The sequence below is a fragment of the Citrobacter sp. CK189 genome, assembly GCF_030333505.1.
Classification (GTDB): Bacteria; Pseudomonadota; Gammaproteobacteria; order Enterobacterales; family Enterobacteriaceae; genus Citrobacter_B; species Citrobacter_B koseri.
Genome location: NZ_JAOWFV010000040.1, coordinates 494,123 through 509,288 on the forward strand (window position 1 = coordinate 494,123; position 15,166 = coordinate 509,288).

The following is a 15,166-nucleotide window of genomic DNA, read 5'->3' on the forward strand; positions in this document are numbered from 1 at the left end:
ATACGGAACCGAGAATCTGATGAGTGACTATAAATCAACCCTGAATTTGCCGGAAACAGGGTTCCCGATGCGCGGCGATCTCGCCAAGCGTGAACCGGGAATGCTGGCGCGTTGGACCGATGATGACCTGTACGGCATCATTCGTGCGGCCAAAAAAGGCAAAAAAACCTTCATTCTGCATGATGGCCCTCCTTATGCGAATGGCAGCATTCATATTGGTCACTCGGTTAACAAGATTCTGAAAGACATTATCGTGAAGTCCAAAGGACTCGCGGGATTTGACTCGCCTTACGTTCCGGGCTGGGACTGCCACGGTCTGCCTATCGAGCTGAAAGTCGAGCAGGAATACGGTAAGCCGGGCGAAAAATTCACGGCTGCGGAATTCCGTGCGAAGTGTCGCGAATACGCCGCCACCCAGGTTGACGGCCAGCGTAAAGACTTCATCCGTCTGGGCGTGCTGGGCGACTGGTCGCATCCGTATTTGACGATGGACTTCAAAACTGAAGCCAACATCATTCGCGCGCTGGGTAAAATCATCGGCAACGGCCATCTGCATAAAGGCGCGAAACCGGTGCACTGGTGCGTGGACTGCCGTTCCGCGCTGGCGGAAGCGGAAGTTGAATATTATGACAAAACGTCTCCGTCTATCGACGTGGCGTTCCACGCCGCTGACCAGAATGCGGTGAAAGCGACGTTTGGCGTTTCCAGCGTCAATGGCCCGATCTCGCTGGTTATCTGGACCACCACCCCGTGGACGTTACCTGCGAACCGCGCGATCTCTCTGGCGCCGGATTTTGATTATGCGCTGGTACAAATTGACGGCCAGGCGCTGATTCTGGCGAAAGACCTGGTGGAAAGCGTGATGCAGCGCCTTGGCGCGGCTGACTATACCGTCCTCGGCACTGTAAAAGGCGCGGAGCTGGAGCTGTTGCGCTTTACCCATCCGTTTATGGACTTCGACGTTCCGGCGATCCTCGGCGATCACGTCACGCTGGATGCCGGTACGGGGGCGGTGCATACCGCGCCTGGTCATGGCCCGGACGACTATGTCATCGGTCAAAAATACGGTCTGGAAACCGCTAACCCGGTTGGACCGGACGGCGCTTACCTGCCAGGCACGTATCCGACGCTCGATGGCGTGAACGTTTTCAAAGCGAACGACATCGTCGTTGCGCTGCTGCGTGAAAAAGGCGCGCTGCTGCACGTTGAGAAGCTGCAACACAGCTATCCGTGCTGCTGGCGTCACAAAACGCCGATCATCTTCCGTGCGACGCCGCAGTGGTTCGTCAGCATGGATCAGAAAGGCCTGCGCGAGCAGTCGCTGAAAGAGATCAAAGGCGTACAGTGGATCCCGGACTGGGGTCAGGCACGTATTGAATCAATGGTTGCGAACCGTCCTGACTGGTGTATTTCCCGTCAGCGTACCTGGGGCGTGCCGATGTCTCTGTTCGTACATAAAGACACCGAAGAGCTGCACCCGCGCGCCATCGAACTGATGGAAGAAGTGGCGAAGCGCGTTGAAGTGGACGGCATTCAGGCATGGTGGGACCTCGATCCGAAAGAGATCCTCGGCGACGACGCTGACCAGTACGTAAAAGTGCCGGATACGCTGGACGTCTGGTTTGACTCCGGTTCGACACACGCTTCTGTGGTCGATGTGCGTCCTGAGTTTGCCGGTCATGCGGCGGATATGTATCTGGAAGGTTCCGACCAGCATCGCGGCTGGTTCATGTCCTCCCTGATGATCTCCACTGCGATGAAGGGCAAAGCGCCGTACCGTCAGGTACTGACCCACGGCTTCACCGTGGATGGTCAGGGCCGCAAAATGTCCAAATCCATCGGTAACACCGTTTCTCCGCAGGATGTGATGAACAAACTGGGCGCGGATATCCTGCGTCTGTGGGTGGCATCTACCGACTACACCGGCGAAATGGCCGTTTCCGACGAGATCCTGAAACGCGCTGCCGACAGCTATCGTCGTATCCGTAACACCGCGCGCTTCCTGCTGGCGAACCTGAACGGGTTTGATCCGGTAAAAGATATGGTGAAACCGGAAGAGATGGTGGTGCTGGATCGCTGGGCGGTGGGCTGCGCGAAAGCGGCGCAGGACGATATCCTGAAAGCCTACGAAGCCTATGATTTCCACGAAGTGGTACAGCGTCTGATGCGCTTCTGCTCCGTTGAGATGGGCTCGTTCTATCTCGACATCATCAAAGACCGCCAGTACACCGCGAAAGCCGACAGCGTGGCGCGTCGTAGTTGCCAGAGCGCGCTGTACCATATCGCAGAAGCGCTGGTGCGCTGGATGGCGCCGATCATGTCCTTCACCGCAGATGAAATCTGGGGTTATCTGCCAGGCGATCGTGAGAAGTACGTCTTCACCGGGGAGTGGTACGAAGGGCTGTTTGGCTTAGGCGAAACCGAAGCGATGAATGACGCTTACTGGGACGAGCTGCTGAAAGTGCGTGGCGAAGTGAACAAGGTTATCGAGCAGGCGCGTGCGGACAAGAAAGTCGGTGGTTCTCTCGAAGCGGCAGTCACCCTGTTCGCTGAACCGGAACTGGCGGCGAAGCTGACCGCACTGGGCGATGAATTACGATTTGTCCTGTTGACCTCTGGCGCGAAAGTCGCTGACTATGCGGAGGCTTCTGCTGATGCGCAGCAGAGCGAACTGCTCAAAGGGCTGAAAGTCGCGTTGAGTAAAGCCGAAGGTGAGAAGTGCCCACGCTGCTGGCACTACACCACGGATGTCGGCAAGGTAGCGGAACATGCAGAGATCTGCGGCCGCTGTGTCAGCAACATCGCCGGTGATGGCGAAAAACGTAAGTTTGCCTGATGAGTAAGCCTCTTTGTTCAACAGGACTGCGCTGGCTGTGGCTGGTGGTGGTCGTGCTGATTATCGATTTAGGCAGCAAGTACCTGATCCTCCAGAACTTTGCTCTGGGGGATACGGTGTCGCTGTTCCCGTCGCTTAATCTGCACTACGCGCGTAATTATGGTGCGGCGTTTAGTTTCTTAGCCGACAGCGGCGGCTGGCAGCGCTGGTTCTTTGCCGGTATCGCCATCGGTATTTGCGTTATCCTGATGGTGATGATGTATCGCTCGAAGGCGACGCAAAAGCTGAATAACATCGCTTATGCGTTAATCATTGGCGGTGCGCTGGGCAACCTGTTCGACCGTCTGTGGCATGGCTTTGTTGTTGATATGATCGACTTCTATGTCGGCGACTGGCATTTCGCCACCTTTAACCTGGCCGATAGCGCGATTTGTATCGGTGCGGCGTTGATTGTGCTGGAGGGTTTCCTGCCGAAAAAGCAGGCGTAATAAAATGCCGGATGGCGGCGTAAACGCCTTATCCGGCCTACAAAATAGCGCGATTCTTGTAGGCCCGGTAAGCGTAGCGCCACCGGGCAAACAGGTAGCCCAAAACAAGCCTCTTGTAGGCCCGGTAAGCGTAAGCGCCACCGGGCAAACAGGTGACCCAAAACAAGTGAGCAAACCTGCATGTCTAAATCAGTACAGAGTAACAGTGCGGTGCTGGTGCACTTCACCTTAAAGCTTGACGATGGCTCTACCGCTGAGTCAACGCGTAACAATGGTAAGCCAGCGCTATTCCGCCTGGGTGACGGCTCCCTGTCTGAAGGGCTGGAGCAGCATCTTCTGGGACTGAAAGACGGCGACAAAACCACGTTTTCTCTGGAGCCGGATGCCGCGTTTGGCGTACCGAGCCCGGACCTGGTTCAATACTTCTCTCGCCGCGAGTTTATGGACGCGGGCGAGCCTGAAGTAGGGGCAATTATGCTCTTTACCGCAATGGACGGCAGTGAGATGCCTGGCGTGATCCGCGAAATTAACGGTGACTCGATTACCGTCGATTTCAACCATCCGCTGGCCGGGCATACCGTTCATTTTGATATTGAAGTGCTGGAAATCGATCCGGCACTGGAGGCGTAAAATGCAGATCCTGTTGGCCAACCCGCGCGGCTTTTGCGCAGGTGTAGACCGCGCTATCAGCATTGTAGAAAACGCGCTGGCTATTTACGGCGCGCCAATTTATGTCCGTCACGAAGTGGTGCACAACCGCTACGTGGTGGATAGCCTGCGTGAGCGAGGGGCGATTTTCATTGAGCAGATCAGTGAAGTGCCGGACGGCGCGATCCTGATTTTCTCCGCACACGGGGTTTCCCAGGCGGTACGTAACGAGGCGAAAAGCCGCGATCTCACCGTTTTTGACGCCACCTGTCCGCTGGTAACAAAAGTGCATATGGAAGTGGCGCGCGCCAGCCGTCGCGGCGAAGAGTCAATCCTGATCGGCCACGCCGGGCACCCGGAAGTGGAAGGGACGATGGGGCAGTACAGCAACCCGGAAGGGGGCATGTATCTGGTCGAGTCGCCGGACGACGTTCTGTCGCTTGATGTCAAAAACGAAGGCAAACTCTCCTTTATGACCCAGACGACGCTCTCCGTCGACGACACGTCTGATGTGATTGACGCGCTGCGTCAACGCTTCCCGAAAATTGTCGGGCCGCGTAAAGATGACATTTGCTACGCCACGACGAACCGCCAGGAAGCGGTGCGCGCGCTGGCGGAACAGGCTGATGTTGTGCTGGTGGTCGGTTCGAAAAACTCCTCCAACTCCAACCGTCTGGCTGAACTGGCGCAGCGTATGGGGAAAGCGGCGTTTCTGATCGACGATGCCACCGACATCCAGGAAGCCTGGGTGAAAGAGGCGAAGTGCGTTGGCGTGACCGCTGGCGCTTCCGCACCGGATATTCTGGTGCAGAATGTGATCGCTCGCCTGCAAGAGCTTGGCGGCGGCGAAGCCATTCCGCTGGAAGGCCGCGAAGAGAACATTGTTTTCGAAGTGCCGAAAGAACTGCGTGTGGATGTTCGTGAAGTAGAGTAATTACGCTTTGACGCCGGTCTGCTATCCGACCGGCATCTTTTATGCCATTAGGTTTCGCTCAGGCGATACATCCTGCGCGGATGTCCTGGCTTGCCATACAGCATCTCGACGCGAAGAAAACCCGTCTCGACACCGTGTTCAACATAGCGGCGTGCCGTGGTTTTACTTAACCCCGTTCCGGCAACCACATCGTCAACGGAGAAGCTGCGCGTGCTGTTTTCTGTAAAAAGCTTCTGCACCAGCGCCAGCGTGATTTCTTCAATCCCCTTACTGCCATTCTCCTGACGGTAATTTTTCGCCTGTAACAGGTAGAGTGAATCGACGTTTTGCTGATCGACAATTTTCCATACCCGCTGCTGTTCGGCAAACTGGACAAAACGTTCCAGCGACTGGCTGAGCCGTTTCCACGAGATTGGCTTCAGGATATAGTCAAACGCGCCGTTGCGAATCGCCAGGCTACAGGTATCCATATCACTGGCGGCAGTAATAAAGATCACTGAGCAATTCGTGTTCATGACTAACGGATCGCTGATGAGCGTAATACCCTTACCATCCGGTAGATAGTTGTCCAGCAGCAGTAGCTGAGGCCGCAGCTGGTTGAGTTTTTGCCGGGCATCGGCAAGCGTGGAGGCAATGCCTGCCAGTCGGAGTCTCGGATGTTTGTCGATCAGTTCAGCGTGCAGCTGCGCCAGTTCGTTCTCGTCCTCAACGATCAGGACATCGATAAGTTCAGGTTGCATAATCGGTACCTTCCAGTTCCTGTACGGGACTGCGGGAAATTCCCGTAGCGGGAATAAACAACGTAAATATGGCGCCGCGCGGCGAATTATCAGCGACTTCTATCACCCCTCCCGCCTGAGTGACATAACTTTCAATCAGATACAATCCAATGCCATGATCGCCCCGGGTTTTCGTGGTGACGCCACGTTCGAAAATATGCTCGCGAATCTCCGGTTTAATACCGACTCCCTGATCGGCCACTTCGATAATCAACTCATGCTCGTTGAGTCTGATCAGCACGTCCACTGGCGCATGCGGTAATGGCGATCGCTGCGTTGCTTCGATCGCGTTATCGAGTAAATTGCCCAGGATCGAAATCAGTTCTGATTCCGCAAGTGGCGGAAAAGGCCCATCCATCCGGCAGCTGGGATCGAAATTCAGTTCCACCCCTTTTTCACCCGCTCTTGCCGCTTTACCTAACAGCAGGCCGCACAACGTCGGTGAACTGAAGCGCGATGAGATAAAGTCCAGCAGCTCCTGGGCATGTTCCGACTGAGCCTGAATATAATCAATGGCTTCATTGTAACGACCCATATGCAGTAAACCAGAAAGGGTCGTCATGCAATTGAGCTGCTCGTGGCGCATGATGCGCAAATTATCTACGTAACGTTTTACCTGGCTTAGCTGAGCGCTCAAACTGTCTATTTCATTGCGATCGCGGAAGGTTATCACCCATCCCTGAAGCGAGTTCTCCAGCATGATGCGCACCCGGCTGGCGATAACCGTCAATTCATTGAAACGGCAGATTTCATCATGAGTGTCATTCTTCAGCATTACCTCTTTAAGGAAGAAGGGGGATGGCGTAATCACTTCGGTAATGTGTTGACCGCGTATCGCCTGCGCAGGCTGGCCTAAACCCAGCAGCTCGCGGGCAGCCTGATTGATCACCTCAATGTGCAAATTATTATCAATGGCGATTACCCCTTCATAAATCGATTCCATCATCGCTTTTTGCTGACGAACCAGCAGGCCTATCTCTCGCGGCTCCAGTGAAAAAATCTGTTTTTTAATACTGCGGGTGAAGAACCAGGAAAAGACAAAAAGGGATATCAGCAGCAGGATGGCGGCAACCAGGATACTGACGGCTTTATTCACCGTAATGGTGTTGAGGTAACTGGTGAGGTATCCAACGGAGACGATACCAATAACCTCGCCCTGATCGTCAACAATGGGCGCTTTACTGCGCAGGGAGATGCCCAGGCCGCCACGGCGAATTGTCGTGGTGCTCTTTCCGTGAAGCACTTCAGTGTTATCGTCGCCAACCAGCTTTTTTCCTACTCTGTCGGCATAAACCGAATGAAACAGATGGATGCCTTCTTTATCTCCGATAACAATAAAACTGGCGTCGCTATGCGCGGCTATTTTTTGCATAAATTGATGAATCGCCGTGGTATCTCTTTCCACGACTTCTTTTCGCAAATTCGGAATAAGCGCAATTTCTTCCGCCTGTATTTTCGCCCTAGCTCCCATCTCCTGATAAAGCTGCTTTTCTACGTGCATATAATAGTATCCACCCAGTAAGGCAAATAATATGGAGAAAAAAGCAATCAGCGATATAAACAGTTTGATCTGAAATGAAACTTTCATAATGTTCAGGCATCGTCATCAGGGATACGTCACTGTATCATCTTTTGGCCTGAATGAAGCGGTTTTGCCAGAAACCTGTGATCTTTTGCACAGCAGAATATATTGCGGTAGGCAGCGCGCAGGTGCAACGGTGTTACCAAACGTTGCTTTAAATACGCGCTGAAAAGAAACCATAAAAACCACGGCGTTAAATAAGAGATAAATCACATAAAATAATAGAAACCATTAAAACTATAGAGACCATTAAAACTTCTTTTTGAATTCGTCAGTACTCACACAAAGTAAATATTGAAGCCCATAAACTAACCCTGAAAAATAACCGAGGGCTTAATAATGAGCACGACTGATGATTCTTTCTCTGTTACTCATGAACCGTTAAACATTCAGCGTTTGTCACTTAAAGAACGCTGGTGGCACATTATGGATACATGGAAAATCGGTATTATTCCATTACCGATGTTTTTGTTGGCCGGCGCATTAATCGCGATTGATTGCCTGGGCGGGAAGCTGCCGAGCGATATTGTCGTGATGGTCGCCACGCTGGCTTTTTTTGGCTTTGCCTGCGGAGAGTTTGGGAAGCGTTTGCCCATCGTCGGCAAACTGGGGGCCGCCGCAATTTGCGCGACCTTTATTCCTTCCGCGTTAGTTTACTATGGCCTGCTGCCGGATGTGGTGGTGGAGTCGACGACCAAGTTCTATAAATCTACCAACATCCTGTATCTCTATATCTGCTGCATTATCGTCGGCAGTATTATGAGTATGAACCGCACCGTGCTGATTCAGGGTTTTCTGCGTATTTTCTTCCCAATGTTATGCGGTGAAATCGTCGGCATGGTTGTTGGTATGGGCGTCGGCCTGGCGCTTGGCCTCGAACCCTTTCAGATTTTCTTTTTTATTATTTTGCCCATCATGGCCGGCGGCGTTGGCGAAGGCGCCATTCCGCTTTCAATCGGCTATGCGACCCTGTTACACATGGATCAAGGGGTGGCGCTCGGTCGTATCTTACCGATGGTAATGCTGGGCAGTCTGACCGCCATTATCATCTCCGGCTGCCTGAACCAACTGGGCAAGCGCTTCCCGCATCTGACCGGCGAAGGTCAATTGATGCCAAACCGTGCGAATGCCGATGAACAATCGCCGTCACTGGCGGAAGGCGTCTCTGGCAAAACGGATGTGACCACGATTGCCGCAGGCGCGCTGCTGGCGATACTGCTCTATATGCTGGGGATGTTAGGGCACAAGCTGATTGGCTTGCCCGCACCGGTTGGCATGTTGTTTGTGGCAGTGCTGGTCAAGTTAGTTAACGGCGTATCGCCCCGCGTTCTTGAAGGCTCGCAGGTGGTGTACAAATTCTTCCAGACTTCAGTGACTTACCCCATTCTGTTCGCGGTTGGCGTAGCCATTACGCCGTGGGAGGAGCTGGTGAACGCCTTCACCCTGACCAATCTTCTGGTCATTATCAGTACCGTTGCTGCGCTGGTCGCGACAGGATTCTTTGTCGGTAAAAAAATCGGTATGCATCCTATTGATGTCGCCATTGTCTCCTGCTGCCAGAGTGGGCAAGGCGGTACGGGCGACGTAGCGATTTTAACCGCAGGCAACCGCATGAGCCTGATGCCATTCGCACAAATTGCGACGCGTATCGGCGGGGCGATAAATGTTTCCATTTCGCTGCTGGTGCTGGGTAACTTTCTTATTTAATTGAAGTATGCAGGATTGATAATTATGAAACTCGCAAGCTTTCTTTATCAGGGTACTCGCAGCTATGGCATCGTTACTGCCGGAGGCGTTATTGATTTGGGGAACCGCATCGGCGACCAGTATCGGGACCTGAAGGCGCTATTGCAGGGGGATGGTCTGGAGCAGGCGCGGCGCTTCGCGCAGGCGCCGGTCGATCTAAAAATGGATGCAATCACCTTTTTACCGGTGATAGAGCGACCGGAAAAAATACTCTGTGTCGGCATGAACTACGCCGAAAAGCGCCAGGAGTTCGATCAGCATGACCCCGCGCCGACGCTGTTTGTTCGTTTTGCGGATTCGCAAACCGGGCACAACATGCCGGTACTCAAGCCTCGCCATTCGCATGAGTTTGATTACGAGGGGGAGCTGGCGGTGATCATCGGTAACGGTGGCGAGAATATCTCCCGCGACCATGCGCTTGACCATGTCGCCGGATACAGCTGCTATATGGATGGCTCCGCACGCGACTGGCAGCACAGCTGGTTTACTGCGGGGAAAAACTGGCGGCAGACCGGCGCTTTTGGCCCGTGGATGGTCACTGCCGATGAAATTCCCGACCCGCATCAGCTGGCGATCCGCACCTGGCTCAACGGCCGCATGGTACAGGAAGATAACACCAGCAGTATGATCCATAAAGTTGCTGAATTAATTGAGTATATAAGCACTTTCACCCGTCTTAATTCCGGGGACGTCATCATTACGGGCTCGCCGGGCGGCGTAGGGAAAAAGAGGAATCCGCCGTTATTCATGCAGGAAGGCGATCGTATTGAGGTGGAGATTGAGCACATTGGCCATCTGAGTAATGTCATTATGGAAGCCCCGCTACAGGCCTTTGCGGCGGCGCATTAATACGATGAGCCAACACGTTTTGGCGTATGGGATTAATGACAAATTTTGTTTCGTCTCCTTTTGTCGGTCGGTCGCTTGCCAACCGGCAAAAGGTTTGCCAATAATCGGATGCCAACCCTGGAGCTTGTCATCTTTTTATGGAGGAAACATGCGCCTGCCCATTATTCTGGATACCGATCCGGGTATCGACGATGCCGCCGCCATCGCCGCCGCCCTGTTTGCCCCACAGCTTGATCTGCAATTGATGACCACCGTCGCGGGGAATGTCTCCGTAGAGAAAACCACCCGCAACGCGCTGCAACTGCTGCATTTCTGGAACATGGATATCCCGCTGGCGCAGGGGGCCGCCACGCCGCTGCTGCGCCCGTTGCGCGATGCTGCTTACGTCCACGGCGAGTCGGGCATGGAAGGCTATGACTTTGTCGCCCATGATTGCCAGCCACTGGCAAAACCGGCCTTTATCGCCATTCGGGATGCCCTGATGAGCGCCCCGGAACCCGTCACGCTGGTCGCGATCGGCCCGTTGACCAATATTGCGCTGCTGCTGACTCACTACCCGGAATGCGCTTTTAACATTCGTCGTCTGGTGATCATGGGCGGCTCTGCGGGGCGGGGGAACTTTACGCCGAACGCCGAATTCAATATTGCCGTCGACCCGGAAGCCGCTTCCCGCGTTTTCCAGAGTGGGGTAGAGATTGTGATGTGCGGGCTGGATGTGACCAACCAGGCCCTGCTGGCACCGGATTATCTGGCAAAACTGCCCGAACTTAACCGGACGGGAAAAATGCTGCATGCGTTGTTTAGCCACTACCGCAGCGGCAGCATGAACACCGGGCTGCGTATGCACGATCTCTGCGCCATCGCCTGGCTGGTTCGCCCGGATCTGTTCACCGTTAAACCCTGTTTTGTCGCGGTAGAGACGCAGGGGGAATACACCGCAGGCACAACGGTTGTTGATATTGAAGGCCGGCTGGGTAAAAGCCCTAACGTGCAGGTGGCTCTGGAGATTGATGTGGCTGGCTTCCAGCAGTGGGTCGCCGATGTGCTGGCGCTGGCGCCCTAGGATTTTAGTTGTTGGCTAAGGTAATCAATCATGGCCCGTATTTTGAGCGGCATATGCTTGTTTCCAGCCCACAAAAGCCATAGCTCGCCGGAGTAGTTGCTGATGAACGTCCACTCCGGCAACACCTGCATGATTTCGCCGTCTTGTAACGCTTCTCTGGCCGTGAATGCGGGGAGACTGCCAATTCCCAGATGGCGCTTTACTGCGTCCAGTCTTACACCCGTATGATTAGCCGCATAGCGCCCCGTTGTTTGAACGACTTCTGTCTTACCTTGTTTACGAAATTTCCAGCGTGAGTCCGTTGGCGTCTCTCCGAGGCTAATGCAACTGTGCTGACGTAAATCTTCCGGGTGCGTCGGTGTCCCCTGTTTTTGCAGATACTCTGGCGTGGCGCAGAGGATGTGGGTGATTGGCATTAACGGCTTGCCATGCAACCCGGGCGAGGGGGTATTGGTGATTTGCAGCGCCAGATCGACGCCATCATCAATGAGATCCATATAGCGGTCTTCGAGCCTCAGGCAAACATCAACCAGGGGAAAACGTTCAAGAAATTGCGGGATCAGTGGATGAATAACGAAGCGTCCGACGGCTTTGGGTACGCTGAGCGTAATCTTTCCCTGAGGAACGTGTTGTACGCTTCCCCCGGAATCAATGGCCTGTCTCGCTGCTTCCAGCATCATTTTCGCATGTTCATACACCATCTTTCCTGTTTCACTTAATGCCAGCTTACGTGTTGAACGATGCAACAACTGGCTGCCCGTTTCGCGTTCAAGGCGTGAAACGCTGCGGCTCATGGCTGATGGGGTCACACCTGCTGCGCGCGCTGCGGCAGAAAAGCTACCGTGATCAACAATCAACACAAAAGTGGCCAGATCGGGAAGGAGTGTCAAATTCATTTGTGTTTCTCAGGCAAAGATTCATTGCCGGGCAGGCGGATTATCTGCTCCGGGATAAATAATATACTGCCCTTCACGACAGGAGGACATATGACAGAACGTCTTTATTACAACACCGATGATACAGAAGGTATGGCATGTGTGACGGGGTGCTCTCCACAAATGGATGGCCTGTATGCCGTTACGCTCGATAAAACATTATTCCACCCTCAGGGAGGTGGGCAACCCGCAGACAAAGGCTGGATTGCGGATATTCCGGTTTGCGGAATCATGTTACGTGATAATCAAATTATACATATTCTGCCGCAACCTGTTGCAGCGGGAATGGTGCAGCTAAAAGTCGATGCACAGACGCGTTTGCTCAACTCTCGTCTGCATTCAGCAGGCCATCTTATCGGGTGTGCGGGAGAAACATGGGGTTGGTCGCCAGTGAAAGCGCACCACTGGCCGGGTGAGGGGCGCATTACCTTTTCAGCAGGTGAACATGCTCGTCTTCCTGATGCTGAAAATCTGCTGGCGTGTATTGAGCAGTGGCAGGCGAAGGATTGTGCCCGCCGAATTGAGTTTGACGGTGAGCGACGTAAAGTGGGGTTTGGTGAACTTCCGATGTACTTCTGTGGAGGAACACATGTCACTTCGCTCGGCCAACTTGGTCGTATAACGATCGGTGGGATCAAAATGAAGAAAGGGCAGCTCATCATTAACTATTCCATTGAATAGCGTCCATTTGCTCTTGATCGCAGGCAGAGTTGCCTGCGGTGTCCCGCTTTTCCCGCATATAGCTTTTACTGATATCTCTCCCTGTTTATCATTAAATTCTAATTATCGACGTTTTTGGCTAGCGGCGCGGCGTGGCGCTGGTTAATCTGAAAACGATTTACGCAAAATTAACAAAAGAGAATAGCTATGCATGATGCACAAATCCGCGTTGCCATCGCGGGAGCCGGGGGACGCATGGGACGTCAGCTGATTCAGGCCGCCCTGGGGATGGACGGCGTTCAACTCGGCGCGGCGCTGGAGCGGGAAGGTTCTTCATTACTGGGCAGCGATGCCGGTGAATTAGCAGGCGCAGGGAAAACGGGCGTCACCGTGCAAAGTAGCCTGGAAGCGGTAAAAGATGATTTTGACATCTTTATTGATTTCACTCGCCCGGAAGGGACGCTGGCGCACCTGGCGTTTTGCCGTCAGCACGGTAAAGGCATCGTCATTGGCACGACGGGATTTGATGACGCAGGCAAGCAGGCCATTCGCAATGCCGCGCAGGATATCGGCATTGTGTTCGCCGCCAACTTTAGCGTCGGTGTTAACGTCATGCTGAAGCTACTTGAGAAAGCGGCGAAAGTGATGGGCGACTATACCGATATTGAAATTATCGAAGCGCACCATCGCCATAAAGTGGATGCGCCGTCAGGCACCGCGCTGGCGATGGGGGAAGCGATCGCCCACGCGCTGGACAAAGATCTGAAAGCGTGCGCGGTATACAGTCGTGAAGGTTATACCGGCGAACGCGTGCCGGGCACCATCGGTTTTGCGACGGTTCGTGCCGGCGACATTGTGGGTGAACATACCGCGATGTTTGCTGATATCGGTGAACGTATTGAAATCACGCATAAGGCCTCCAGCCGTATGACGTTTGCGAATGGCGCGGTCAGATCGGCTATCTGGCTAAAATCAAAGCCAAATGGTCTTTTTGATATGCGAGATGTGCTGGATTTAAACAATTTATAGCTTGTTTTTACCCTTCGTGATGTGGTTATGGTAATCATAATTTGTTGATTACATAGGGCAATAATTTATTGCCCTATTATTTTTAACTTTATCTTTCTATTTTTTATTTAAACTCGTGAATTTATCTGTTTTCTTCTGTTTATTTGTTGCTTTTATGTAAATTTTGACCAAATGGTCCACTTTTTCCTTCTCTCTGGTTTCATAATGCATTCTTTCAGCCACGCAAGCGTTTTCCAGGACAAGTTAGCTGATCTTTTTGCCTGTTAAATCAGAACATCCTTGCCTGAGTCGTAAAACAATACAAAAAATACCGCCTTTAAGTTGACTTTTACCCGCCTTATCTTCAGAATGCCGCCGTTTGCCAGAAATCCACGGGTAAGCAGATTTGCATTGATTCAGGTTATACAAATGAATTAATATGCAAATAAAGTGAGTGAATATTCTCTGGAGGGTGTTTTGATTAAGTCAGCGCTATTGGTTCTGGAAGACGGAACCCAGTTTCACGGTCGGGCCATAGGGGCAACAGGTTCGGCGGTTGGGGAAGTCGTTTTCAATACTTCAATGACCGGTTATCAAGAAATCCTCACTGATCCTTCCTATTCCCGCCAAATTGTCACTCTTACTTATCCTCATATCGGTAATGTCGGCACCAATGAAGCCGATGAAGAATCCTCTCAGGTTCATGCGCAAGGTCTGGTCATTCGCGATCTGCCGCTGATTGCCAGCAACTTCCGCAATACTGAAGACCTCTCTTCTTACCTGAAACGCCATAACATCGTGGCGATTGCCGATATTGATACCCGTAAGCTGACGCGCCTGCTGCGTGAGAAGGGCGCACAGAACGGCTGCATTATTGCGGGTGATAACCCGGATGCGGCACTGGCGCTGGAGAAAGCGAAAGCCTTCCCGGGCCTCAACGGAATGGATCTGGCGAAAGAAGTGACCACCGCTGAATCCTATAGCTGGACGCAGGGAAGCTGGACGCTTGCAGACGACCTGCCGGAAGCCAAATCAGAAACTGACCTGCCGTTCCACGTTGTGGCTTACGACTACGGCGCGAAACGCAACATCCTGCGTATGCTGGTAGACAGAGGCTGCCGCCTGACGGTGGTTCCGGCGAAGACCTCCGCCGAAGAGGTGCTGAAGATGAACCCGGACGGTATCTTCCTCTCTAACGGCCCTGGCGATCCGGCGCCGTGCGACTATGCTATCGAGGCGATTCAGGCATTCCTCGAAACCGATATTCCGGTTTTCGGCATCTGCCTCGGCCATCAGCTGCTGGCGCTGGCGAGCGGCGCGAAAACCATCAAGATGAAGTTCGGCCACCACGGCGGTAACCATCCGGTAAAAGATATCGATAACAATACCGTGATGATTACGGCGCAGAACCACGGTTTTGCGGTGGATGAGGCTTCTATGCCTGCAAATCTGCGAGTGACGCACAAATCGCTGTTCGACGGCACTCTGCAAGGGATTCATCGTACCGATAAACCGGCGTTCAGCTTCCAGGGGCACCCTGAGGCGAGCCCTGGCCCGCATGATGCCGCGCCATTGTTCGACCACTTTATCGAGTTAATTGAGCAGTACCGTCAGTCCGCGAAATAATCAGGAGTAAAC

General features: G+C 53.2%; 13 protein-coding genes. 10 read left to right on the forward strand and 3 right to left on the reverse strand.

The window, feature by feature from the left end:
• Positions 1-19 precede the first annotated feature (19 nt).
• The 4 genes from ileS (at position 20) to ispH (ending at position 4,906) form a co-directional block, all read left to right on the forward strand.
• On the forward strand, positions 20-2,836 hold the full coding sequence (ileS, locus tag OGV83_RS20665) for an isoleucine--tRNA ligase (RefSeq protein WP_286464523.1): 2,817 nt from the start codon (positions 20-22) through the stop codon (positions 2,834-2,836).
• A complete protein-coding gene (gene lspA / locus OGV83_RS20670; RefSeq protein WP_047459022.1) occupies positions 2,836-3,324 on the forward strand; it encodes a signal peptidase II in 489 nt (162 codons plus the stop codon). The genes ileS and lspA overlap by 1 nt, the downstream gene beginning before the upstream one ends.
• Positions 3,325-3,504: 180 nt before the next feature.
• Positions 3,505-3,954 (forward strand): FKBP-type peptidyl-prolyl cis-trans isomerase, encoded by a 450-nt coding sequence (gene fkpB / locus OGV83_RS20675; protein WP_012134150.1) that lies wholly within the window; start codon positions 3,505-3,507, stop codon positions 3,952-3,954.
• A 1-nt stretch (position 3,955) separates the two neighbouring features.
• Positions 3,956-4,906: a 4-hydroxy-3-methylbut-2-enyl diphosphate reductase gene (gene ispH / locus OGV83_RS20680; RefSeq protein WP_012134149.1), complete on the forward strand. Its 951-nt coding sequence runs from the start codon at positions 3,956-3,958 to the stop codon at positions 4,904-4,906.
• Between the two features lie 47 nt (positions 4,907-4,953).
• Here the strand turns inward: ispH and OGV83_RS20685 are convergent, their stop codons facing one another.
• Positions 4,954-5,646, reverse strand: a complete 693-nt coding sequence (locus tag OGV83_RS20685) for a response regulator (protein ID WP_049010161.1) — start codon at positions 5,644-5,646, stop codon at positions 4,954-4,956.
• Positions 5,636-7,273 carry an ATP-binding protein gene (locus tag OGV83_RS20690; RefSeq protein WP_049010162.1) on the reverse strand — a complete coding sequence of 546 codons (1,638 nt, stop codon included), beginning with the start codon at positions 7,271-7,273 and terminating at the stop codon, positions 5,636-5,638. The genes OGV83_RS20685 and OGV83_RS20690 overlap by 11 nt, the downstream gene beginning before the upstream one ends.
• A 333-nt stretch (positions 7,274-7,606) precedes the next feature.
• Between OGV83_RS20690 and OGV83_RS20695 the strand changes: the two genes are divergently transcribed.
• The 3 genes from OGV83_RS20695 (at position 7,607) to rihC (ending at position 10,925) form a co-directional block, all read left to right on the forward strand.
• Complete coding sequence (locus OGV83_RS20695; RefSeq protein WP_012134145.1) at positions 7,607-8,974, forward strand: 2-hydroxycarboxylate transporter family protein; 1,368 nt, start codon at positions 7,607-7,609, stop codon at positions 8,972-8,974.
• Positions 8,975-8,998: 24 nt separating this feature from the next.
• Complete coding sequence (locus tag OGV83_RS20700) at positions 8,999-9,862, forward strand: fumarylacetoacetate hydrolase family protein (RefSeq protein WP_024130722.1); 864 nt, start codon at positions 8,999-9,001, stop codon at positions 9,860-9,862.
• 148 nt (positions 9,863-10,010) lie between these two features.
• Entirely contained in the window at positions 10,011-10,925 is a 915-nt protein-coding gene (gene rihC, locus OGV83_RS20705; protein WP_110494694.1) for a ribonucleoside hydrolase RihC, read from the forward strand.
• Here the strand turns inward: rihC and OGV83_RS20710 are convergent.
• Entirely contained in the window at positions 10,922-11,821 is a 900-nt protein-coding gene (locus OGV83_RS20710) for a LysR family transcriptional regulator (protein ID WP_012134142.1), read from the reverse strand. The two genes, rihC and OGV83_RS20710, sit on opposite strands and share 4 nt — an antisense overlap.
• 90 nt (positions 11,822-11,911) lie before the next feature.
• Here OGV83_RS20710 and OGV83_RS20715 point away from each other — a divergent pair, with 90 nt between their 5' ends.
• The 3 genes from OGV83_RS20715 to carA all read left to right on the forward strand — a co-directional run bounded on the left by OGV83_RS20715 (position 11,912) and on the right by carA (position 15,154).
• Entirely contained in the window at positions 11,912-12,541 is a 630-nt protein-coding gene (locus OGV83_RS20715) for an alanyl-tRNA editing protein (RefSeq protein ID WP_200076034.1), read from the forward strand.
• 186 nt (positions 12,542-12,727) lie between these two features.
• Positions 12,728-13,549: a 4-hydroxy-tetrahydrodipicolinate reductase gene (gene dapB, locus OGV83_RS20720; protein ID WP_286464526.1), complete on the forward strand. Its 822-nt coding sequence runs from the start codon at positions 12,728-12,730 to the stop codon at positions 13,547-13,549.
• 456 nt (positions 13,550-14,005) lie between these two features.
• On the forward strand, positions 14,006-15,154 hold the full coding sequence (gene carA, locus OGV83_RS20725; protein WP_024130719.1) for a glutamine-hydrolyzing carbamoyl-phosphate synthase small subunit: 1,149 nt from the start codon (positions 14,006-14,008) through the stop codon (positions 15,152-15,154).
• Positions 15,155-15,166: the final 12 nt, after the last annotated feature.

Excerpts from the sequence above, each read along its gene's own strand:
- OGV83_RS20710 (WP_012134142.1), bottom strand. The coding sequence starts at position 11,821 with ATGAATTTGACACTCCTTCCCGATCTGGCCACTTTTGTGTTGATTGTT.
- OGV83_RS20695 (WP_012134145.1), top strand. The coding sequence starts at position 7,607 with ATGAGCACGACTGATGATTCTTTCTCTGTTACTCATGAACCGTTAAAC.
- OGV83_RS20715 (WP_200076034.1), top strand. The coding sequence starts at position 11,912 with ATGACAGAACGTCTTTATTACAACACCGATGATACAGAAGGTATGGCA.
- ileS (WP_286464523.1), top strand. The coding sequence starts at position 20 with ATGAGTGACTATAAATCAACCCTGAATTTGCCGGAAACAGGGTTCCCG.
- OGV83_RS20685 (WP_049010161.1), bottom strand. The coding sequence starts at position 5,646 with ATGCAACCTGAACTTATCGATGTCCTGATCGTTGAGGACGAGAACGAA.
- OGV83_RS20700 (WP_024130722.1), top strand. The coding sequence starts at position 8,999 with ATGAAACTCGCAAGCTTTCTTTATCAGGGTACTCGCAGCTATGGCATC.
- dapB (WP_286464526.1), top strand. The coding sequence starts at position 12,728 with ATGCATGATGCACAAATCCGCGTTGCCATCGCGGGAGCCGGGGGACGC.
- fkpB (WP_012134150.1), top strand. The coding sequence starts at position 3,505 with ATGTCTAAATCAGTACAGAGTAACAGTGCGGTGCTGGTGCACTTCACC.
- rihC (WP_110494694.1), top strand. The coding sequence starts at position 10,011 with ATGCGCCTGCCCATTATTCTGGATACCGATCCGGGTATCGACGATGCC.
- ispH (WP_012134149.1), top strand. The coding sequence starts at position 3,956 with ATGCAGATCCTGTTGGCCAACCCGCGCGGCTTTTGCGCAGGTGTAGAC.
- OGV83_RS20690 (WP_049010162.1), bottom strand. The coding sequence starts at position 7,273 with ATGAAAGTTTCATTTCAGATCAAACTGTTTATATCGCTGATTGCTTTT.
- lspA (WP_047459022.1), top strand. The coding sequence starts at position 2,836 with ATGAGTAAGCCTCTTTGTTCAACAGGACTGCGCTGGCTGTGGCTGGTG.